16 protein-coding genes are annotated in these 23,818 nt (G+C 42.7%); 7 read left to right on the forward strand and 9 right to left on the reverse strand.

The genetic code is table 11. The features are described from left to right. Positions 1-187: 187 nt before the first annotated feature. Positions 188-1,684, reverse strand: a complete 1,497-nt coding sequence (locus PSE7429_RS04245) for an AAA family ATPase (protein ID WP_009625827.1) — start codon at positions 1,682-1,684, stop codon at positions 188-190. 106 nt (positions 1,685-1,790) lie between these two features. Then, positions 1,791-2,246, reverse strand: coding sequence for a DUF1003 domain-containing protein (locus PSE7429_RS04250; RefSeq protein WP_233424293.1), 456 nt, complete (start codon positions 2,244-2,246; stop codon positions 1,791-1,793). 568 nt (positions 2,247-2,814) lie between these two features. Between PSE7429_RS04250 and speA the strand changes: the two genes are divergently transcribed. Continuing rightward, positions 2,815-4,740, forward strand: a complete 1,926-nt coding sequence (gene speA, locus PSE7429_RS04255) for a biosynthetic arginine decarboxylase (protein ID WP_009625829.1) — start codon at positions 2,815-2,817, stop codon at positions 4,738-4,740. Between the two features lie 235 nt (positions 4,741-4,975). Here speA and PSE7429_RS04260 read toward each other — a convergent pair whose 3' ends face one another. Beyond that, complete coding sequence (locus PSE7429_RS04260) at positions 4,976-5,353, reverse strand: hypothetical protein (RefSeq protein ID WP_009625830.1); 378 nt, start codon at positions 5,351-5,353, stop codon at positions 4,976-4,978. A gap of 263 nt (positions 5,354-5,616) precedes the next feature. Beyond that, positions 5,617-5,973: an Hpt domain-containing protein gene (locus PSE7429_RS04265; protein ID WP_040687258.1), complete on the reverse strand. Its 357-nt coding sequence runs from the start codon at positions 5,971-5,973 to the stop codon at positions 5,617-5,619. 973 nt (positions 5,974-6,946) lie between these two features. On the opposite strand from PSE7429_RS04265, the gene PSE7429_RS04270 reads away from it, so the two are divergent. Next, a complete protein-coding gene (locus tag PSE7429_RS04270) occupies positions 6,947-8,128 on the forward strand; it encodes a TRC40/GET3/ArsA family transport-energizing ATPase (RefSeq protein ID WP_009625833.1) in 1,182 nt (393 codons plus the stop codon). A 239-nt stretch (positions 8,129-8,367) separates the two neighbouring features. On the opposite strand, the gene PSE7429_RS04275 is transcribed toward PSE7429_RS04270, so the two are convergent. Further along, positions 8,368-8,733, reverse strand: coding sequence for a response regulator transcription factor (locus PSE7429_RS04275; RefSeq protein ID WP_009625834.1), 366 nt, complete (start codon positions 8,731-8,733; stop codon positions 8,368-8,370). Positions 8,734-9,092: 359 nt separating this feature from the next. Between PSE7429_RS04275 and PSE7429_RS04280 the strand changes: the two genes are divergently transcribed. Further along, positions 9,093-9,740: a response regulator gene (locus PSE7429_RS04280; RefSeq protein WP_009625836.1), complete on the forward strand. Its 648-nt coding sequence runs from the start codon at positions 9,093-9,095 to the stop codon at positions 9,738-9,740. Between the two features lie 110 nt (positions 9,741-9,850). Here the strand turns inward: PSE7429_RS04280 and PSE7429_RS04285 are convergent, their stop codons facing one another. Then, positions 9,851-14,062, reverse strand: a complete 4,212-nt coding sequence (locus tag PSE7429_RS04285) for a response regulator (protein WP_009625837.1) — start codon at positions 14,060-14,062, stop codon at positions 9,851-9,853. 515 nt (positions 14,063-14,577) lie between these two features. Here PSE7429_RS04285 and bioB point away from each other — a divergent pair. Continuing rightward, on the forward strand, positions 14,578-15,516 hold the full coding sequence (bioB, locus tag PSE7429_RS04290; RefSeq protein ID WP_009625838.1) for a biotin synthase BioB: 939 nt from the start codon (positions 14,578-14,580) through the stop codon (positions 15,514-15,516). A gap of 255 nt (positions 15,517-15,771) precedes the next feature. Here bioB and ppk1 read toward each other — a convergent pair whose 3' ends face one another. After that, a complete protein-coding gene (gene ppk1, locus PSE7429_RS04295; protein ID WP_009625839.1) occupies positions 15,772-18,009 on the reverse strand; it encodes a polyphosphate kinase 1 in 2,238 nt (745 codons plus the stop codon). Positions 18,010-18,710: 701 nt separating this feature from the next. Then, the gene (locus tag PSE7429_RS04300) at positions 18,711-19,184 is read right to left on the reverse strand and encodes a glutathione peroxidase (RefSeq protein WP_009625840.1); all 474 of its coding nucleotides are present in this window, start codon (positions 19,182-19,184) and stop codon (positions 18,711-18,713) included. A 218-nt stretch (positions 19,185-19,402) separates the two neighbouring features. Between PSE7429_RS04300 and PSE7429_RS04305 the strand changes: the two genes are divergently transcribed. From PSE7429_RS04305 to PSE7429_RS04315, 3 genes are all read left to right on the forward strand, one after another. Next, positions 19,403-19,903: an AAA family ATPase gene (locus PSE7429_RS04305; protein ID WP_009625841.1), complete on the forward strand. Its 501-nt coding sequence runs from the start codon at positions 19,403-19,405 to the stop codon at positions 19,901-19,903. 72 nt (positions 19,904-19,975) lie between these two features. After that, positions 19,976-20,191: a hypothetical protein gene (locus PSE7429_RS04310; protein WP_009625842.1), complete on the forward strand. Its 216-nt coding sequence runs from the start codon at positions 19,976-19,978 to the stop codon at positions 20,189-20,191. Positions 20,192-20,230: 39 nt separating this feature from the next. After that, positions 20,231-20,686, forward strand: a complete 456-nt coding sequence (locus PSE7429_RS04315) for a hypothetical protein (protein ID WP_009625843.1) — start codon at positions 20,231-20,233, stop codon at positions 20,684-20,686. Positions 20,687-20,838: 152 nt separating this feature from the next. On the opposite strand, the gene PSE7429_RS04320 is transcribed toward PSE7429_RS04315, so the two are convergent. Beyond that, entirely contained in the window at positions 20,839-23,817 is a 2,979-nt protein-coding gene (locus PSE7429_RS04320; RefSeq protein ID WP_009625844.1) for an ATP-binding protein, read from the reverse strand. Position 23,818: the final 1 nt, after the last annotated feature.

A 23,818-nucleotide genomic window follows, 5' to 3' on the forward strand; every position in this document is an offset into this window, starting at 1 on the left:
CTGGCGGCGCTTCGCGCCGCCAGTCGATTCTTGGGGGTTGATTTGTTCTACAGCAATTATCGATCAAACGAACCACTAGGAAATTTTTAAAAGCGTTGCTTCGCAACGTTTTTAAAAATTTCCTAGGTTTGGGTTTGAGCGCAAAGCGCTATAAGTCAAGTAACTGTAGCTATGTTGCTATGGATGCTTAACCCCTAAATACATTCTGTCTTGAAGCTAATCTGGCTTTACCAGAGGCAGCCCATTCTTGAAGAACTTGAATCTCCTGTTGTGCAGTCTGGGCTAAAGGGACGATCTGACTAGCTGCTTCCAGAACATCATCGGTTGTAAAGTCACGATTTTGACTAAACCCAATATGCATCGCTTCGATGATCCCCTGTTCGATTTCTGCTCCTGAGAAATCTGGGGTTTCATAGGCAAGGCGATCAATATCATAGGCGCGCGTGTTGTGGGGGCGGTACTTGCTTAAATGTACGGCAAAAATCTGCGATCGCTCCTCTTGACTGGGCAACCCCACAAAAAAAACCTCATCAAATCGCCCTTTACGCAGTAGTTCGGGGGGCAAAGTGCGAATATTATTTGCGGTAGCAACCACAAATACTGGGGAAGTCTTCTCTGCCATCCATGTTAGGAAAGTTCCAAAAACGCGATTAGTCGTTCCCGAATCGCCTCTACCATCGGTTCCAGCAAAGGCTTTATCTATTTCATCGATCCATAGCACGCAGGGAGAGAGGGCTTCGGCTAGTTGAATCATTTGACGAGTACGGGATTCGCTCTCACCTACTAGCCCCGCAAAGAGCCGACCGACATCAAGGCGCAATAGGGGCAAATGCCAATGATGGGAAATTGCTTTGGCGGTGAGGGATTTGCCCGTACCTTGAATACCTGCCAGCAGTAACCCTCTTGGATGAGGTAAGCCATACTTACGGGCGCGATCGCTAAATGCACCACCGCGACGTAATAGCCATTCCTTGAGATTATCTAAACCACCAATATCGCTAATTTCAGTTGTGGATGGATAAAATTCTAAAATTTGGGTTTGGCGAATGCTTTGCCGTTTTTCCTCAAGAATTAAATCTACATCCTCAGGGCGTAAGCAATTATTTTCAGCGATCGCTTTTGCCAATACGCGCCTAATCCGCTCTAGGGAAAGTCCTTGTCCAGCACGCACCAGATCGTCAATTGCCTGTTTTGACAAATCTACGCCATTGCTCGGATTTGTCGAACGCGCAATTTGTTCGATCTCTATTCTTAATTCTTGAGGATTAGGAAGTGGAAATTCTAAAATCGCAAAAAATTCACTGAGGCTATCAGGAATATTAAGCTGTGAGGCAATCACAACTATATTTTGGGCTTCACTTTTGAGCCTACGAGCGAGGTTTTTGAGTTTGCGCGCGATCGCCACATCATCCAGAAAGCGATCGAAATCCCGTAATACAAATACGGCTCCTTTAGGAATCTTATCAACAAACTCTAAAGCCTGAAGGGGATTGCGTTTGCCCATTCCTGCGTCATTGGGATTAGACTGGTATCCATCGACAAAATCCCAGACAAATACACTTCGTCCTAAGGATTTTGCCACATTGGTAATTACTCCCTCAACTCGCTCTTCTTCTGCTGAAGGGATATAAATCAAGGGATAGCGGGCGCGGAGAGTCAGATTTAATTCAGATTCAAAATTCATGAATAATTTGGCAATACTTTTAATAAAACTATTAATTTCTATTGTCTATCATGCTTGACAATTCCCACTCTGTAGTAGGGGATTTTATAAACTCTGAGCTAGCTTTTTAATTATGCTGAACTTCTTCGTTACTAGATGGAGAGGGAGAAGAAAGTAGGGGATGATTAGCATTAATCTCACGGCCGAGCATCTCTTCTAAACGTTGAATTGATTGGTTCTGGAGATTCAGCATACGAGTAAGTTCGGCGATTTCTTTATCCTTCAAACTATCAATTTTCCTATGTAGAGACTCTATTTCTTGCTCAGCTTTGAGATCAATATCAAGATCTTGCTTTGCTTTATCGCGATCGACTTCAGATTGACGGTTCTGACTCATGAGGATAAATGGTGTGGCATAAGCGGCTTGAAAGCTCAAAGCCAGATTTAGGAGAATAAAAGGATATTCATCCCAATGTTTAATCCAACTAATAATATTGAGAACAATCCATACGCCCAACAAAAAGCTCTGAATAAGAATAAATCTCCACGAGCCAACTGTTGCGGTAACAATATCAGCAATCATTTCACCTCTTGAAGATTGCGACGGTCTAGATTTAGGTGACTTTCCCATCGATTTAATAGTCCTATATATCCTATATAAAGGTTGTCTGAGATACATACAGGCAAGAAGATCGAAACATAAAAGCCTGAGAAATTTTATAGCAATTGGCTCCTCTTGTGGTCTGCAAACGAGGACAATATCGGCAAATACAGCAGTAGTTAAAGAATAAAATCAAACCTCTTACCGTTCGTGCAGCTTGGGTCAAGGGCTTTGCCAGTTTATTTACTCTTAGCTACTCATAGGAAGATTATAGGGTAGATTACGGCTTACCCTTCACCACAATAAGATTGCTTGGGCAGATGAGTCAGGGCAAGAACCACCGCTACGCATCTTTGGGACTTATTGTAAAAAAGAGCTACCGTAAAATAATTTTTTTAAATCGTTTTTAGGTAATTCCTAACTTGTTCAAAAAGATCTAGACTGTTTTCTAGATTAGCAACTAGATTAGAATGTAGTACTAAAGCTGGCATAGGCGTTGCTTTCCATCGTCCATATCAGAGCATAGATCAAGGTGTATAGGGTTTATAAAATGTTGCAAGAGATTCAATTACCTGTTGTTGCAGATACGAAAAAATGGACTATTCAAGATAGCGAGACACTATATCGTATTAATGGTTGGGGGGAACCTTACTTCAGTATTAACGAAGCAGGGCATGTGACGGTTTCCCCTAAAGGAGATCGCGGCGGTTGTATTGACCTATTTGAATTGGTAAACGATCTGAAACAACGGGGATTGCGGTTACCCATATTGTTAAGGTTTTCAGATATCTTAGCCGATCGCATCGAGCGGCTCAACTCCACCTTTGCTAAGGCGATCGCCCGCTATAACTACAATGGCGTTTATCGCGGGGTTTTTCCCGTCAAGGTAAATCAACAGAGACAGTTAGTTGAGGAAATTGCCAAGTTTGGAAAACCCTTTCAATTTGGATTGGAGGCTGGTTCTAAACCAGAACTCCTGATCGCTCTTTCGACATTGCGTACCCCAGGTTCTCTTTTGATCTGTAACGGCTATAAGGACGCTGAATATATTGAGACCGCAATCCTAGCGCGGAAATTAGGACAGGATACGATCATTGTGATCGAACAGCTTGAAGAAGTGGAAATGATCATTCGCGCTGCAACTAAGTTGGGAGTTACTCCCGCTGTCGGTGTAAGGGCAAAGCTCCATGCTAAGGGCGTTGGACATTGGGAAGACTCTACGGGCGATCGCGCGAAATTTGGCTTGAGCATGTGGGAAATTCTGGAAACCGTCGAGCAGTTGGAATCGGCTAATATGCTGGATTCGCTCAGACTGTTACATTTTCACATCGGTTCGCAGATTAGCAATATCAGTACGATTAAGGATGCTCTGCGCGAAGCAGGACAAATCTACGTGCAGCTTGCGGCTTTGGGTGCGCCCATGGGCAACCTCGATGTCGGTGGCGGCTTGGGCGTTGATTATGATGGTTCCAAAACTAATTTCTACGCTTCTAAAAATTACAGTATGCAGAACTATGCCTACGATATCGTGGCAGCAATTAAGGATGCCTGTGCGGAGAAAGGCGTACCCGTACCCACCCTCACCAGTGAGAGCGGTCGGGCGATCGCATCCCATCAATCGGTTTTGGTCTTTGACGTGGTCGGCATTAGTGGCATCCCCAACCAAGCGATCGAACCACTGAAGGAAGAGGAACATTTAATCGTTCGCAATCTCTTTGAAGCATTGGAAAATATCAATGAAAATAACTATCAAGAGATTTATCACGATGCGGTTCAATTTAACCAAGAAGCGATCAGTCTATTTTCCTTTGGCTATCTTACTCTCAAGCAACGCGCTAGAGTCGAGCGCTTGTTTTGGGAATGTTGCGATCGCATCCTCAAGGTAACCCGTAAACTCAATTACGTACCCGACGATCTTGAAGATCTCGAGCGAGCAATGGCTCTTACCTACTATTGCAATTTCTCGGTATTCCAGTCTGCTCCCGATAGTTGGGCGATCGATCAACTATTCCCAATTATGCCGATCCATCGCCTCAATGAAGAGCCTATTTGTCGCGGTACGATCGCCGATCTTACCTGCGACAGCGATGGCAAGATTGATCGCTTTATCGATTTGCGCGATGTCAAGTCCACCTTAGAACTGCATTCCTTCATTCATGAGGAGCCATACTATCTAGCGCTATTCCTTGGCGGAGCCTATCAAGAAATCCTCGGCGATCTGCATAATCTCTTTGGGGATACCGATGCGGTGCATATTCATGCCACGCCCACAGGTTACAAAGTCGAACATGTCATCAAGGGCGATTCGATGACTGAAGTTTTAGAATATGTGCAGTACAACCGCGATGCCATGTTGGAGAATATTCGGCAAGAGACCGAGCGAGCACTCCAAGAGAAGCAGATTACCCTTGATGAAGCCAGACTATTTCTGCAAAAGTACGAACATTGCTTGAACGGTTACACTTACCTCAGTTAATACCAAAAACAGAGAGTGTGCCGCCCGCTAAGCGGGCGGCACACTCTCTGTTTTTATGAACAATGAATGCACTCATCTTTAGGGTATTAAAAAGCTGTGGCATACGCGCAGCGTGCGCTACAGCTTTTTGGGTTTTACATTTAATTGCGACTGGCTACTTACTAATTTATTGAAGTGTGGGCTCACTTCAGTGAATTGGGACAATATGGAAAATGCATCAAATGCATCTTCCATATTAAGGATCGCGCAGTGTCCCGATCGCCTGATTGAGCGATCGCAATTCTTGCAAAATTTCTTGCAATAGGCGATTAGTCTCATTTTGAGCGGGTTCTTGCACTTGGATCGTCACCTGCTTCATTTTTAGGACATCACGAGCAAACCTCGATACTTCTGTTGGATGAAACAACAAAGGATCGCGATCGCTGTTACGCAATTCTGGATTTAGTTTTTGCGGATCGTAGGGCAAGTTTAACAACCCTTGCTCGGGATCGGTATTAGCATAGCGATACACCGAAGCCCGCGATCGCCCCAAAGCTTTTTGAATCGATTCCACATCCATCAACTCATAGACGCGATCGGATTTAAGGTCAGACGACGAAAAGGGTAAGCTCATAGCATTAATAGATAACTCAATCCGTAGCTAGGCAAAATTAAAGATAAAACTTCAAAACCCTTAACGCACAATGCACATGCGTCACAGTTTTTGACTTTAGTTTTACGAACAGCCACTTAGCTATTATAGTCTTATTTTGAGTCTATCATTCTCACAAATAGAGAGGCTGCCAAACCTTATGGGCAAATCAAAATCCTAAAGATGAGTGGCTCATCTTTAGGATTTTGATTTGCCCTAGCTATCTCTTACGTTGCTACACCACTTTATGAGGACAGGGAGGCAGATTTTTCATCGATAAATTGCTCGACAACTTTTATTTTTTCCAGCATTTCATCAATTATTGCTAAAACTGCCCCTTGGTCTTCGCCTAATTTTTCGAGCTGGATTGCCAAACTCTGGATTTGTAAAGCTCCAACATTGCCACTAGCTCCCTTAATATGATGAGCTGCGCCCATTACTTTAGGCAAATCATCATTAGCGATCGCCTTGCGAATACTTTCTATTCGTTGAGATATATCTTCAATATAAACCCTCAAAACATCAATTTCAAACTCAATATCCCCCTCGGAGATTTGGTGCAGATGTGCTAAGTCAATGGGAGGAATTGGTTGCTGATTCATATTGCTCAAAACTATACAGCACTTGACTAAGCTCATTTAAGCTTATATCTAGCTAAACTACCATAGTATACAAGCTTAAAATTTAGAATTTACAAGAATTACATTCTATTTAAAGTCGATTTAAAGTTAATTTAAAATCAATGACTAGCGAACAACAGTTAATCAGATTTTGCACATCCTGCTATGGGGGATTTTCTATAAAAAATACCGTTCTGATAATAAGAAATATGTGCTTTTCTCCCTAGGCTATATCCTCTAATACCAATTCCCAAAATGGCGTTGCCATTTTGGGAATCTCAAAACCTTACTGGGTTTATTTTTTCATTCACTGAAATGTTGGCTCACTTCAGTGAATTGATATAAGTAGCTGGGCATAACTAAAACCCAGAATCAAAACCTGTAGGGCACGCTGCGCGTGCCCTACAGGTTTTGGGGTTTTATATTTAATTGCACCTAGCTACTTAACTTTAAAAATGGCGATCGCAATATCGATGCTAGAATAGGCGATAAATGTAAAGATTTGCAAAGCAATCGATTCAAACAAACCCACTAATCCAACTTTATAAGCAACTAAGCATAAAAAGACTAAAAACCTGAACGCCCATATCTTCCGCTAAGCGGCAGGCATAGGATTCATTTTTAATCTGAATCTATGCCTAGCTACTTATCAACTTTAATAAGTAGCTAAGTAGCTGGGCATAATTAAAACCCAAAATCAAAACCTTTAGCGTACGCTGCGCGTGTGCTAAAGATTTTGGGGTTTTATATTTAATTGCACCTAGCTACTTAGGCGTAATTACAGATCCAAACCTGTAAAGTTACGCCCCGCAGGGGCGTAACTTTACAGGTTTCCGTAATTTATTTTGCACAAGTACTTATAACGAGGTCGGCATAGACTGGGCAAAGCACCACCTAGCCTTGACCAAATAAATTCCCATAAATCCAAATTTTAACAAGACGAGTCAAATCGACCATGCGTATCATTTTAATGACAGGAAAAGGCGGAGTTGGTAAAACCTCCGTCGCAGCAGCCACGGGACTACGCTGTGCCGAATTAGGTTATAAAACATTAGTTTTGAGTACCGATCCTGCTCACTCTCTCGCCGATAGCTTTATGGTCGAGTTGGGACATGATCCTAAAGAAGTCCGCCCCAACCTGTGGGGAGCAGAACTAGATGCCTTACGGGAATTGGAAGGAAACTGGGGTGCGGTCAAACGTTATATCAGCGAAGTTTTACAGGCAAGAGGATTGGAAGGAGTTCAAGCGGAAGAATTAGCAATTCTGCCTGGAATGGATGAAATTTTTGGACTAGTCAGGGTCAAACGTCATTATGATGAGAAAGAATACGATGTCCTAGTAATTGACTCTGCACCCACGGGGACAGCTCTCCGCCTTCTTTCATTACCTGAAGTTGCAGGCTGGTACATGCGAAAATTTTACAAGCCATTACAGGGTATGGCTCAAGTACTCAGTCCCGTATTTGAACCGATTTTCAAACGAGTCACAGGCTTCTCGCTTCCAAATAAAGAAGTCATGGATGCGCCCTATGAATTTTATGAAGAACTGGAAGCGCTAGAGAAAATTCTCACGGACAACACCACCACTACGGTTAGACTCGTGACGAATCCTGAGAAGATGGTGATTAATGAATCCTTAAGAGCCCATTCCTATCTCAGTCTCTACAATGTTGCTACCGATATGGTGATTGCCAATCGCATTATCCCTGAAGAAGTCCAAGATCCATTTTTTAAAGCTTGGAAAGACAATCAAAAACAATATTGTGAGCAAATCCACCGCGATTTCCATCCCTTGCCAATTAAGCAGATCCCTCTCTATGCCGAAGAGATGTGTGGAATCGCAGCCTTAGAACGGCTAAAAGAGACTCTCTATGGCAATGAAGACCCTTCGCAGGTTTACTACAAGGAAAATACAATGCGGGTGGTAGAGGAAAACAAACAGTATCGTTTAGAACTGTATTTGCCAGGAGTGCCTAAGGAAAAGATTGAACTAACCAAAACGGGTGATGAGCTAAATATTCGCATTGGCAATCATCGCCGCAATCTAGTCCTACCACAGGCTCTATCCGTTCTACAAACCGCTGGGGCAAAAATGGAAGACGACTATCTAAAAATCAGATTTTCAACTCCCGTATAGGCTACAATTCCCTTCCCAGCCCAGAAATAGTGGTGCGGGGCTAAGCCTCGCAACGAAAAAGTTATTTAGGATATAACCCCCAACGTGGCGGCGCGAAGCGCTGCCACGTTGGGGGTTATATCCTAAGTAGTTCAGCATAATTAAAACCTAGACGAGCGTACCGCCCGCTACGTGGGCGGTACGCTCGTCTAGGTTTTAAGTTTACTTTATCTATCTTTTTGATTGCTATAGTGAGCACATCACTTTTCTAATAGCTCCCGTACAGTATCAAGCAAATCCTCTGGCGCAAAAGGCTTTGCTAAGTAAGCATTCGCCCCCTGTCGCAAGCCCCAATAGCGATCAGCTTTTGTTGTTTTAGCAGAACAAATAATGATATTGATATTCCAAGTTGCGGGATTATCTCGCAATCTCCGACAAAGCTCGTAACCATTCATTTTGGGCATAATCACATCCATAATTACCAGATCGGGATGCAGCAATTCCGTTTGTGCGATCGCTTCAACGCCATTGCTTGCAATCGCAATCTCAAATTGATTGTTTCTTAGCAAGTTGGCAATCATCTCTAGCTGCATCTGGCTATCTTCTACAACTAAAATCTTCGACATAGAATTAACCCTCTCGTTTCTATGGGCTAATTCTAAGATTGTGTAATAGATTCCACATGAAGCGTAAGTCCTGAATTTATCTAGTACTTTAGTCCTATGGTCATTTAGGACTATGGCTACTTGATTGCCAATTCAGAAACGGTTAATCTGGAGAGCATCGTAAGTAGTTCGGCATAATTAAAAAACAAAACCAGCGAGCGTACCTCCCGCTACGTGGGCGTTACGCTCGTCAAGGTTTTAAGTTTACTTATGCTTAGCTACTTAATATGTTGATCCTCGCCAATGTATGCCCATGCAAGACAATGGTAATCCTTTGGAAAACGAACTAGCGATCGCCTAAACCTAGATGGTCAAATCCTATGAAAATCCGCGTTTTACTTGTAGACGATCATCCCTTTATTCGTCGCGCCCTCACCATCTCCCTTGGTGATGAAGTTTCCTTGGAGATTGTAGGTGAAGCGGAAAATGGTAAATTGGCGATCGAGCAGGTGGAAAGGCTTAAGCCTGATGTTGTGCTCATGGATGTGCAAATGCCTGTTATGGATGGCGTAGAGGCAACAAGACAAATATGTGATCGCGCTCCTGACAGCAAAATTCTCATATTAACGATCGACGATACAGAAGAATATATTTCTCAAGCCTTAAAGTATGGTGCATCAGGCTATATCTTAAAAAATACGCCACCTGAAGAATTAGCATTTGCGATTCAGGCGGTATATCGTGGTTATATGCATCTAGACTTAACGTTAGGGAGAAAGGCGATCGCACGGATTCCTGAGGTTGCCGAAGTTTCCACAGGTGACTGGTATAAGCTCACGCCTAGGGAACAGCAGATAGTACAGTTAATTGCCACGGGGGCAAATAACGAGGAAATTGCAAATCAGCTTTATATCTCAACCCGAACAGTGAAAAATCATATTACCAATATTCTTAGCCAACTAAATTTGCGGAATCGGACTCAGATCGCCATTTTAGCAACTTCCATCCAAGCCCTCGCCAAAGTTTAAAAATCATCAAAAGCCAAAACCAGAGAGCGTACCGCAATTGTAACGGGCAGTACGCTCTTCTCGTTTTTATAGCAACGTAAATACCATGTCAGTGTTGCTTTTGGCAAAGTCTAGGAATTTTGAATTAAGGAAAACATCTCCCTTATCTTTTGCAACAAATATCTAGTATTGCCTGTTTTGGAATTACGACCAATTTGCTCTAAATCGTAGGATATTGCCGCAATGGATAAGAAACCTAAATTACTCGAGGCCCCTTTAATCGAGTGGGAGAGTTTGCTAATCTCATCATAATTATTTTCAGCGATCGCTAATTCGAGTTGCGCTAAACTTTTAGAGGTAGACTGAAAATAGGTTTGTAGGAGTTCGTTTTTAAATTCTTCACTCCCATCAGCAATACTGTCAATATATGTCCAGTCAATCAGGGGCAAGGATTCGTAGGTATTGACAGGCTCTTCAAGGGGAGCGGTTCCATTAATAGGGGACTGACTATCGCGATCGCTAACTCCCTCAGGAGCAATCACACTATGGGCAAGAATCTTCGCTTCCCATTCAGCGAGTTTATGAGCAAGATCCTCCTTGCGAATTGGCTTACTTAGATAATCATTCATACCAGAGGCAAGACAGCGATCGCGATCTTCCTTCATCGCATTGGCAGTCATCGCCACAATCGCAATCTTGGATTTTGTCGAATCCAATTGCCGAATCGCTTTCGTCGTCTCATAGCCATCCATTTCAGGCATTTGGCAATCCATCAAAATGATGTCATAGTGAATGCATTCTAACAAGGCAAGAACTTCTTTACCATTGCCTGCCACATCTGCATCATAGCCAAAACTACGTAACTGATGTAAAGCAACTTTTTGATTGATTAAACTATCTTCGGCGATCAGGATTTTTAGCTTAGAAGTTCTGGTAATTGGACGATCTGCCGTCCTTAAAGCACCTGTTACAGGGTTTTGATAATGGGGATTAGTAGAGATGACTTGCATCAAAACATCAAGCAATCGAGATTGTTTGATCGGCTTAACAAGGTAAAACTCAAATCCCAATTCTTTGACTCGATTGATGCCTCCACCCTGATTTAAAGAGGTAAGCATAATCAATTTTGTGTCTTTCAAGTTCGGATCGGCTTTAATCTGGCTACCCAAACTTTCGCCATCAAGATCGGGCATCTGCATGTCCAAAATCGCCAATTGATAGCGATCGCCTTCAGCAATTGCGGCTTGCAAAATAGAGATGACGTGAGATGCATTTTTGACAGCATCAACGCGCATTTGCCAAGCTGTCAACTGATAGGTCAAGATCTTACAATTAGTCTCACTGTCATCGACAATTAACACCCGTACGTCCTTAAGGTCAACTTCACGACGAGGCTCTAACTGTTTAATTTCGGCTGAAGATTGCTTCACAAACGAGATCTGGAACCAAAATTGCGAACCTTTACCTTCTTCGCTATCAATCCCAATTTCCCCACCCATCAGATCGACAATCTGTTTGCAAATTGCCAAGCCTAAGCCCGTACCGCCATATTTACGCGTAGTGGAAGCATCAACTTGAGTAAAGGGCTGAAATAGCTTTTTCTGAGACTCAAGGGATATGCCAATACCAGTATCTATTACTCGGAACTCAATCTTAGCAATGGATTCCGTTTCTTCCTTGAGAGAGACCTTAATAATAACTTCGCCCTGCAAGGTGAATTTAATCGCATTACTTACTAAATTTGTAAGGATTTGCCTGAGACGCGCCACATCGCCACATAGGTATGTGGGTACATTTTGATGGATTAAAGCGGCAAGCTCTAGTTTCTTTTCCTGAGCCAACATAGCCAGCAAATCAGTTACTTCTTCAACGCAGGTATTAAGATCGAAGCTAATCTCTTCTAATTCCATCTCATTAGCTTCAAGCTTTGAGAAATCAAGAATCTCATTGATTAATGTCAGTAGATTTTCACCGCTAATCCTCACCGTTTCGACAAAATCTCTCTGTAGGGGCGAAAGCTTTGTATCGGCAAGCAAACCCGTCATCCCGAGTACGGCATTCATCGGCGTACGAATTTCATGGCTCATGGTTGCAAGAAAAGCACTTTTCATCTTTGTGGCGATTTCGGCCTGATGACGAGCTTCTTTTAACTCAACATTTTGCAGATAAAGTTGCTCTCGGCGCAATGTTTCCTGTTCCAATAAAGTTGCCTGATACAGAGCAATGCCTACTTGGTTGCCAAGCTCAGTGACAAAATCCACCTCAAAATTACGCCAATGCCGAGGCTCGCTACATTGATGGGTTATTAACAATCCCCATAGCTTTTCCTTTTCAAGAATTGGTACTACTAAATTAGCCTGCACTTGAAACTGCGCCATCAATTCCTTATAACAGTCAGTCATATCTGAAGATGAGATATTATCATTAACTACTTTTCTACCTTGACGATAGTTTTCCCATAGTCCTTGTCGAAAGCAAGTATCTTTAACATCCGTATTTGAAGTAGGAATCCAAGGTGGCTCTACGGATTCAACGACAACCTTGCCTTCCCATTCACCGTCAAAACGATACACCAGAACGCGATCAGCTTTTAGAAATCTTCTTACCTCCTCAACAGTTGTCCTTAAAATATCTTTGATATTGAGGGATTGACGAATTCTCAAAGTAATTTGGGAAAAGACTAACGATCGCCAGTTTTGCAAGCGGACTTCTTCCTCTACTTGGCGGCGATCGCTAATATCAGTTCCCGTGGCAATAATGTACTCGACTTCGTTTTCGGGACTGCGTAAAGCAGTTGTCGACCAAGAAATGCACCGTCGATTACCATCTTTCGTCCGCCAGAAATTTTCATAGGTACATGGCGAATTCTGACTGGAATGACTTTTAAAAGAGCTATAAACCAATTCTCGATCTTCATCAGATAGAAACAGATTCCCAAAATTTTGATTGCGAACTTCCTCGAAGTAGTAGCCAGTTATACTTTCGCATTGGCGATTGAATTTAATAATTTTGCCTTCTGCATCTAATACAATTACCAAGGCATCAACTGTATCTAGAACCGCGATCGAAAAGTCTCGTTCGTGCTTAATATCGCTCTCTAGAATGCGACGCGCATTCATTTCTTTATAAATGTTGTAGACAAAATAAAGTAATAGTCCTAGCACTCCCAGCCTAGAAATAAAAGTGAGCAAGGAAAAATTTGTGGCGTTAGCAATTAAGTTTTGTGTTTCATCTTTTAATCGCTTTGATATATCTTCTCTCTCAGAAGCAATCAGTTTTTCTAACTTTATTTCATCTAGCTCTGGATCGTTGCTATTATGTTGCCCTGATATTTGCTCTTGAGAGACTTCTGTCCCCGCAATCCGAAATAGAAACACCACTTGATGGGAAGCTTTCAATTCTTTACGAATATAGTTCGCCACATCCAGAATTATTTTTTTATGAGCTTCTCTATCTTGCGAACTATTGTGCGAACTATTGATGCTAGTCGAGCGCCCTTCATTACCACCTGCAATTATTTTCTCTATTGACTGAAGGTCTTCCGCTAATTCTTTTGCCAAGGATTCGTATTTTTTATGGTTTTCTGGATTGTTTCGCAAGAAATATTCCTTTTGGGCAACTTTAAAGTCGCGCATCCGATCGAGCGGTATTTCAATCGACGCTAATTCCTTCTCTTGTTGAATATATTTAAGATTAGATTCTTGCAAGCCCCGCAGATTTAGAAAGGCAATTACCCCTGTCCCAACCGCCAAAGAAGCCGCAATTCCAATCCAAGCTGCAAACTTTTTTAGGGGATTTTTGGCATTTACGACCGTAGGTTGTTTTGCCATTGGCAAGCGACCAATTCCTGCAAAGCTTCGCCTAGTTTCGATGATATATCGCACCTGATTGGCAAGAGCTTTGAGCGCCGTGATTTGATCCTTGCTGAGTTCTCTGGGCTTGGTATCTATAATGCACAAAGTTCCCAGAGTATATCCATCTACAGTTTTAATCGGAACTCCTGCATAAAACCGAATATCTGGAGGATCGGTTACTAGAGGGTTATCGGCAAATCGTTCGTCTTTTAAGGTGTCAGGAACGATAAAAATATCATCTTGAAGAATAGCATGGGCACAAAAAGCTAATCTTCTTGGAGTCTCAGTAGCCGCAAGCCCTACTTTTGATTTGAACCACTGCCGTTCTTTGTCAATCAAACTAACTAAAGCGATCGGTACTTGACAAATTTGAGAGGCTAGCTGCGTAATATCATCAAAGCCTTGCTCAGGCTCTGTATCTAAGATTTTGCACTGATAAAGAGCGGCAACTCTTTCTAGTTCATTTGGTGGCTCTTGAGCAGGAATCATTTAAGTTTGAATTTAGAGTTTGCAGCAATGGCTTCTATAGTTAATTCATCTATAGGTTTAGATGCTTTCGTTAATTCCCGTGTACTAATGCTTCACTTTAATTAATTCTAATATAGCAATTGGCACAACAGTTTAAGACTGGCTAGCTAGCAAACAAACGCAATGCTTGACCATGCATCTCCTTTCCTTTTAGGACTACCCCGTTTATTTCATGTTTTCGTCTTATTACGCCCCGTCATAATTTGAAGATGTGTGGCGATCGCTTTCTAAATCAGCATTTTTTCACAATATAAAAACCTAAAACCTGTGGCGCACGCGCAGCGTGCGCCACAGGTTTTAGCTCTGGATTTTAATTGTGCTGAGGTACTTACCTTTTTAAAATAGCTTTTTAAAATAGCTTTCTAAAGTACTTTTCGCCGCACCTTGCGCGACACTTTTCGCCGTATCTTGCACTGCACTTTTCGCAGTACAATGGGGCTGTCGCGATCCTCTATATTGTAAGCATAAATATTCCCTTGATTTCCCTTGAATCCGTTACCAAGCTTTACCACCAGCCTTTGTTGTCTCTAGTATTTGAGGCGCAATCAGTCCATCGCCAATATCACCAAACCGATACTGTCCAATTATGTACGCTATCAAACATTAAGTCAGGGCGATGTCCCGAAGATTGCAAGTATTGCCCTCAAAGCGCTCGTTATCCTACAGAGGTAGAAACCTATCCGCTCCTCCCCTTAGATGAGGTGATCGATCAAGCTCGCGAAGCAAAGAAACATGGTGCAACCCGCTTCTGTATGGGAGCCGCATGGCGCAATGCTCCCGATGGAGAAGAGTTCGATCGCGTAATCCAAATGGTGGAAGCGGTCGCAGGCATGGGAATGGAAGCTTGCGTAACGATGGGGATGTTGCGTCCCGAACAGGCTCATCGCTTAGCCAAAGCAGGGCTAACGGCCTATAACCACAATCTTGATACTTCTGAAAGTTTCTATCCCGAAATTATTACGACTCGCACCTATCGCGATCGGCTCGAAACCATTCAGTATGTAGCTGAGGCGGGGATTCAAGTTTGTTGTGGCGGTATTGTCGGCATGGGCGAGACCGATCGCGATCGCATTGATCTTTTGTATACCTTAGCCAATCTCACCCCTCAACCAGAGTCAGTCCCTATTAACGCTCTATCGGCGGTCAAGGGAACTCCCTTTGGCGATCTCGAAGCGATCGATCCGCTTGTCATCGTCAGAATGGTGGCAACGGCAAGGGTATTAATGCCTAAAGCGATCGTGCGCCTTTCCGCAGGACGCGATCGCTTGAGTACCTCCGATCAAGCTCTCTGCTTCCTCGCAGGCGCTAATTCTATCTTCTCTAGTGAGAAACTTCTGACTACCGCCAATCCAGATTGGCAAGAAGATAGCATTATGTTTGAGAAGCTCGGTGTCAAGCCCAAAGATCTTGTATAACAGCTCAAAATGGCTACGCCATTTTGAGCTTTGAAAACCCTTACTAGGTTTGGCTTTTACAGCGCTTTGCGCTCACACCCAAACCAAGGAAATTTTTGAAAGCGTTGCTTCGCAACGCTTTCAAAAATTTCCTTGTGGTTCGTTTGATCGATAATTGCTGTAATTCACAAAAGTGTTGTCACACTTTCGTGAACTGGTATAAATAGGGATGGGCGGCGCTTTGCGCCGCCCATCCCTTTATCTTAAGATGCGTTATCAGGCAAATTCAGGTCTACCCTGTGACATAAAATGTTTTTGAGAACTCATCTCAGGTTCTCCATCCTTAGGAACTCGCTGGGTATAGGTTCCATCAGAACTGAGATCCCAAGCTTGGCGATTATCGGCGAGGATAATTTCGAGAATTTGTTTCAACTCTTTAATCAAAGATGTATTTTCAATGGGGGTAATTACTTCTACACGAGCATCAAGATTGCGCGGCATCCAGTCTGCACTACCGATATATACCTGCTCGTCACCACCATTACTAAAATAGAAAATCCGCGAATGCTCAAGGAAACGCCCAATCACGCTAATTACGCGAATGCGATCGCTCAAGCCCTTAACCTTGGGACGAATGCAGCAGATACCACGAATGATCAGATCGATATTCACACCTACCTGAGAAGCCTCATAGAGAGCCATGATAATTTCAGGATCGACCAGTGAATTCATCTTCGCGATAATGTAGGAAGGATAGCCCTGCTTTTGATGCTCAATTTCACGATGAATCAGTTGGAGAAACCTCTCCCGCATGTTTACAGGGGCAACTAATAGCTTGCGATAGTCCCTTTGACGGGAATATCCTGTCAAATAGTTAAACAAATCTGTTAAATCAGCTCCTAACTCATTACAGCAGCTAAAAATGCCTAGATCGCTATAAAATCTAGCGGTTTTGGGGTTATAGTTACCCGTACCAATATGAACGTAGCGTACAAGACGATCGCCTTCCTGACGCACCACCAAAGCCGTCTTAGTATGGGTTTTGAGATTCTTCAGCCCATAGACAACATGTACTCCCGCATTCTCCAGCTTTCTCGCCCAGAGAATATTATTTGCCTCATCAAATCTTGCCTTTAACTCCACCAATACCGCTACCTGTTTGCCATTTTCCGCCGCACGAATTAGGGCATGGACAATGGGAGAATCCCCAGAGGTACGATAGAGAGTTTGCTTGATGGCAAGGACATTAGGATCGTTCGCAGCATCTTCAATAAATCGCTGTACCGTCGTTGTAAAGGACTGATAGGGATGATGAACGAGAAAGTCTCCCTCCTGAATGATTTCAAAAATATTTTTCTCATCATCTTCCCTTTCCTTTAATCGAGGATGCGTCACCGATTTCCAAGGTTTGTCCTGATGCTCAGGTAACGGCAAAAAAGCGATCGCCATCAATGCCCCTAAGCCGATCAATCCTGGAATATCATAAACGTCCGCTTCGGTAATACCCAGTTGAGAAATTAATTCCTTGCGAATTTCGGGTGGAATATCATCGGCAATCTCCATGCGGACAACTGGACCAAACTTTTGCTTGCGTAGTTCTTCCTGTAGCGCCGAAATCAAATCATCCGCTTCTTCTTCTTCAATATCCAGTTCTGCATCGCGGGTAATCCGAAATGGATAGTAACTCAAAATCTCCATTCCCAGAAATAGCGATTCGAGATTATGGGCAATTACCTGCTCTAAGGGAACAAAAGTATGATCGTCGGTCTCAGGAATTTTCACAAACCGAGGCAATACATTGGGAACCTTAACCCGTGCAAAATTCTTCTCACCAGTCTCGCGATCGCGAACAATGACAACCAAGTTCAAGCTAAGATTAGAAATATAGGGAAATGGATGGGCAGGATCGACCGCCAAGGGCGTGAGAACGGGAAATAATTTTTCCTGAAAATAGGTTTTGAGATAGCGTTGATGCTTTTTATCAATATCCTTGTAATCTAACAGCTTCACCCCATGTCGATGTAATTCTGGACGCAGCACGTTCTCAAAAAACTCATGTTGCATGGAGATCAAAGGCACAAGAGCCTGTCGGATTGCCTGTAATTGAGCTTCTAGATTGAGTCCATCATCGGTAATAACATCCATCTGCTCCGCAAACTTTTTCTTCACCCTTGCGACTCTAACCATAAAGAACTCATCAAGGTTAGTACTAAAAATCGCGAAGAATTTAGCTCGTTCAAGTAATGGAGTGCGAGAATCAATCCCCTCACTCAAAACTCTCTTATTAAAAGCAATCCAGCTTAACTCTCGATTAAAAAGGTACACGGGTTTCTCAGATACTTTTTTACTTTTTTTCTCGGTTAATACTACTCCTGTCGAAACTGGGCTAACGACCTCTACGGTATCTTTTAAATTCTCTTCTGAAGGATCTAACAGTGCAATTGCAGGCTCAATGACATCAACTTCTGGCACATTTGCATTTTTCTGAATTAGATCTTTTTTTACTCTAGTCATAGGTACAAAGCTATTATTTTTTCAAATTGTTAGCGAATTCATATCAGTTGTTGACAAAACATATAAGGGACTTGCTATTAATTAAAGTACCTGTGGTTTCGCCTACACTCAGCCAGCGTTAGCTGAGTGTAGGCGAAGCTATGTAACGTGGCGAAACATTTCTTATCCGCAAGTGCCTAGGTAGCTAAGGAATAAGTAAATTTAAAACCTAGAAGAGCGTACCGTCCGCGTAGCGGGCGGTACGCTCTCTGGTTTTGGGTTTTAATTATGCTGAACTACTTAGCATTACTATTTCACTTAAGTAAGTGAGCTTAATTAAATATAAAACCCTAAAATCTGTGGAGCAGGCGCAGCGTGCACCTCAGGTTTTAGATCTAGATTTTAATTATGCTGAGGTACTTATGAGAAAAATAGGGCTTCGACCTTGCTCAGCCAAGGTATCCCGATGGCTGAGCAAGATCGAAGCCTCTCTCAACAGATCGCCACCAAACAACTAACATAAATTATTAATAACTAGACTACAGAAGTATTGAGTCTTGATGTGTGAGCTTAAACACCTCTAAAAGTAAAGGGCAGGTTAAATAGTCTGCCTTTTTAGGCATAAGTAAACTTAAAACCTAGAAGAGCATACCGTCCGCTTAGCGGGCGGTATGCTCTCTGGTTTTGTTTTTTAATTACGCCGAACTACTTACAACTAAGAACTAACCTAAAATAGCTTCGATATCTTTACGCAAACCTGCATCTTCAGGAGCAACATTGGAGGGGTAGTACTTTACAACATTGCCATTTTTATCGACAAGAAACTTGTTGAAGTTCCATTGCACTTGGTTACCTGTCGTATCCGTAAGATATTTATAAATATCCACCATGTTAGCACCCTTAACAGCTACCTTACTGAACATGTCAAAGGTTACGTCATAGTTGAGAGAGCAGAATCCTTTGATTTCTGCTTCCGAGCCTGGCTCCTGAGCCCCAAAGTCATTGCTAGGGAATCCTAGAATCTCGAAGCCGCGATCTTTGTATTCACGGTAAAGCGCTTCTAACCCCTTGTATTGCTTGGTGTAGCCACACTTAGAGGCAACGTTAACTACTAAAGCAACTTTACCTTTGTACTGGGCAAGATCAACTGGCTGACCATCAATGTTAGTAATTTTGAAATCGTAGAGGGTAGACATATTTCAGTTTGACTAGGGTTAATTTGAGAATCGTTTTCGCAGTTTTTTGAGGTTACTAGTTACTATAGTTAAGTAAGTGGGCTTAATTAACTATAGAACCCTAAAACCTGCGGCGCACGCGCAGCGTGCGCCGCAGGTTTTAGATCTGGATTTTAATTATGCCCAGCTACTTAGTAAAAACTAATTTCGTAACTATTTAGCTTTTTGTTGCAATCTTCATGGCAAGTGTAATTATTCTGATTGGTGTACCTGCAAGTGGGAAATCTAGCCTTGCTGAAAAAATGATGCGTGCTTCTAATCAGAATAACCAGATCCAGACTAAGTTAATTAGCCCCGATCGCATTCGCGCTTCACTTTACGGCTCAGCCGCGACCCAAGGAGATTGGGCAGAGATTTGGGAGCAAATACAACAAGAATTTACAAATGCCGCGAAGTCGCAACAATCTGTAATATATGATGCCACAAACTATAAACGCGAATATCGGAAAAACATTATTTACCTAGCTAAGGAAAATGGGTTTAAGCCTATTACTGGAATTTGGCTCAATGTACCCCTCTGGATCTGCCTATCCCGCAATGAGACGCGCGATCGCGTTGTTCCCGATGATATCGTGGTGGACATGTATCGCACCCTATCCTATACGCCACCGACCCTGAGCGAAGGTTTCGATCGCATCCTGTTTCGCGATGAAAAGCTGGACAATGAATGGATCGATTAATTTGTCTTTGCCTATTTCTCGTTTTGTGTTAGCTTAAATAGACTCAATCTCTAAGGGGTACAACGGTTTAAAATGGCTAAGCGCCGCAATCAGAAAAAAGAAAAAGCTCTTCGCAACCAAGCGTATGCGCGTAAGTTTCGCAAGCGCACCCCTATGGGTCGCTTTGGGCGTAGAAGACCAATGGGCAGCTATAACGATCCTGAAGATTCTGAATCCAATGGAGCTGCGGACACGGGTGCAGCCGATACAGGTGCTGCGGACACTGGTGCTGGAATTGGTAAGTTCTAAGTTGAATTCTGGTGATTATATCCCAGTTTTCTCAAGATCATGACCCCACATTTTGCCCTTGCCTTACACACAACCACCACAAAGTTAGAGCTTGCGATCGCGGAGATTAACCCAAACGCTGATCGTGGTTCTCAAGTTTATATCACTCACAAACAGCAGTCATGGGAACTAGGCAGAGAATTATCTGTGCAGTTGCATGACTGCTTGAATATGTTTGTGGGTGATATTTCATGGCATGATTTTGTTTTTTTAGCGATCGCCACTGGTATCGGCAGCTTTACTGGTACGAGAATTGGCATTGTGGTCGCCAGAACCCTTGGTGAACAGTTAAATATCCCTCTGTATGGAATTAACTGTGATGAGATTATAGCGAGATCGCAACAATCTCATCCCCCATTATCTTTAAGCGAAAGTTTATTAGCGATCGCCCAAGATCAGTGGCAATCGGGAATTTATCCGCAATGGCAAGATGCTTTGCCATTGTACGAACCCTAAATAACATCAGTTCGAGTTAAGCTGACAAGTTTTAAAAGCCCAAAAGTAAAAGCCTTGCTACGCAAGGCTTTTACTTTTGGGCTTTGAGAGAGGGTTTGCGTAGCAAACCCTCTCTCAAAGCCCGTTTCAAATTATCTCGAATTCACGTTTAATTAATTATCAGCGATTAATAGAAATCGGATACGTTCCATGCCCTGTTCTGTTCGGAGCGCCTGCACCTGTGCTGCCAACTTCGTGTTAGCAATGATCACATTAGGCTGATTTAAGAGGGTATTGCTACGCAAATCATCTTGAGAAGACATTTTAGAAGGAATGAAACCTTGATTTTGCAACATTTCCATTAATAAATCGATGGAATTACTGTCATCATCAACTATTAGGATTTTTTTCCCAATAGGAGGCTTGCCAGAGAGCAGAAGTTCTACTTCTTGCATTAAAACCGCAATATCTAGAGGTTTAGTCACAAAGCTATCGATACCCAAATGCCTACCTTGCTCTTTATCATCTAATACTGAGACGATAACAATGGGGATATCTAGGGTAGCAGGGTCGGATTTGAGGATTGCGGCGACATCGTAACCGCTAATCCCCTCCATCAGAATATCAAGGGTAATCAGGTCAGGACGAATTTCACGGACTTTCGCGATCGCTTCTTGCCCATTGCCCGCTTCACGAACGGTATATCCTTTTGATTCTAGTTCCTGTCTCAGCAAACTGCGAATACTTGCATCGTCATCAATTACCAAGATATTCTTAGAATTGGCATTACCATTCTCTGCATCAAGATGACTGTCAACAATCACTCTCTTCTTGAGTTGTTCGATCAGAACATCAAAATTAATTAAAGGGGTTGGCTCGCTTTTGGGACTAACGGGAATTGAGAAAGAAAAAGTACTACCTTTACCGATTTCGCTCTCTACCCAGATTTTACCACCGTGATGGGTAATAATGTCTTTAGAAATTGGCAGCCCTAAACCCGTACCTTGAGGCTTATCGGTAAGGGTATCACCGACTTGCTTGAATTTCTCAAAAACCTTAGGCTGATCGGATTCGGAAATGCCAACACCTTGATCGATAACGCTGACAATAATGGATTGATTTTCTTCCCTTACTTTACAGGTAATCACTCCTTGTTCAGTAAATTTTACGGCATTAGAAATGAGATTAATTACAACTTGGATGAGACGATCCTTATCACCATGAATCTCTGGGAGATTCTCAGAAATCTCTCGTACTGGTTCTAAGCCCTTTTGCTCAAAGAGAGAGGAAGTTGCCGAAAAAGCGCGATCGATCACTTCTTCAATATTTAATGGCTCCATGTTCCATTGCATTTTCCCCGCTTCAATTTTGGCAACATCAAGAACCTCATTGATTAGTTTTGTCAGTCTCGTTCCTTCAGAAACTATGATTTCAAGATTTTCCGAAACTTGACGAATATTCCGATTGATCTTTTTATCTTCTGTCTGAATTAATGGAAAAATTGCTTCATCCAGCTTTTTCTGAATTAACTTGGCAAATCCTAAGACAGAAGTTAGGGGTGTTCGTAATTCGTGGGAGACGGTCGAGATAAAGTCGGTTTTCATGCGATCTACTTCCTTCTCAGAGGTAATATCGCGAATTAGAATTACCGTACCCAAATAGTGGGATTCAAGAGGATTTTCGGTCGATTTATTCGCTTCTGTAAAAATCGAAGTCGCTACTGCTTTGCCCACACGACGATCGGGGAGTGCGAATTCTTCACTAAATACCTGTTGGGGGTTCTCTCTCGTGCTTTTAAGGAGATTGGCGATCGCTTGATCTTTAAATACTTCATAGTAATGATCGGATTTGGAGATCGTGCTACTGCTAACGCCGATCATACCTGCGATCGCAGGATTAAACTGCGTAATCCGATCTTCATTATTGACGACAAGCAATCCATCGACCATGTTATCGATAATCGCTTTAATCTCACTAGTGCGTTGTTCGACCTTTTGCTCCAACGTCCGACTATAGTCAGCTAATTGCTCCCCTGAAGCCTTGAGTTGTGAGGTCATTTGATTAAAGGCGATCGCCAAAATCCCGATCTCATCTTCGGTTAATACGGGGGCTTGCGAATTCAGATTACCGCGAGAAACTTGGTTGGCAGCATCGGCGATCGCTAAAATTGGTTGCGAAATTCGCCTTGCGATTAAATATACGGCAGTCAACAAAATACCTGCAGAACTCAATCCAATTAACAAAATATCTCTGGCTAAGCGATCGGCTGGTTCAAACGCCTCTGACTGGGATATTTCCGATATTAAAGCCAGATTGAGGTTATCAATCCATACAAAGCTGCCCAATACAGGCACATTTTTATAATTTTGATACAAACCTTCCCCATTCTTACCCTTAGCTGCGGCATCAATCCCAGCGCTCTTAATATCCTGAGAGACACCCTTATCGGATTCTTCCCCTGAAAGCAAAATATTTTTGGAAGCTAGTCTTCCCACAATATAACTTACGCCACTCTCACCTAAACCTTCTTTTTTGCGAATAATATCTCTATCAACACCCTGAAGATCGAGGTCTACAGCGATTACCCCAATCAGATCGCCTGCTTTATTGGCTAGAGGTGCGGCAAAGGTCATTGCGGCTTTCCCTGAAATTGGCGAGATATAAAAGTTAGGCACAACGACCCGTGATTGATCTCGCGTCAAGTAGGTAGTGGTATTTCCCAAAGGCTGATATTTTCCTTCCTTTTTTGGGTCTGTGGAAACGATCGTAATCCCGTTGTTCGTGAGAATGGAAACTTGGCGAATGTTCGGCTTAACCAGCGATATATCCACCATAAATTTTCGGAGCGATTCGATGGCAGCTTTAAATTCTGGCGATTCGCGATCCTTTGTAAAAGCAATTTCTGAATTAGCCAAGAAATCTGGTAATTGGGTCATTAAATTTACATCACGCCGCTGGTCGATAACCCATTGCGTAATCTGCGATTCCTTAAGCGATGTGGCAACAGCCAAACGGTCAAAAGCCGAACGCTTGAGGGCATCACGACTGCGAACATTCGCACTAAAAGCTACGAGCAATACAGTAAAAATCGACAATATTGAGAAATATCCCACAAGCTGAAGCAGCAAACGCTTTCTAAATAGGTTAAACATT

This window comes from Pseudanabaena biceps PCC 7429 (assembly GCF_000332215.1).
Taxonomy (GTDB): Bacteria; Cyanobacteriota; Cyanobacteriia; order Pseudanabaenales; family Pseudanabaenaceae; genus Pseudanabaena; species Pseudanabaena biceps.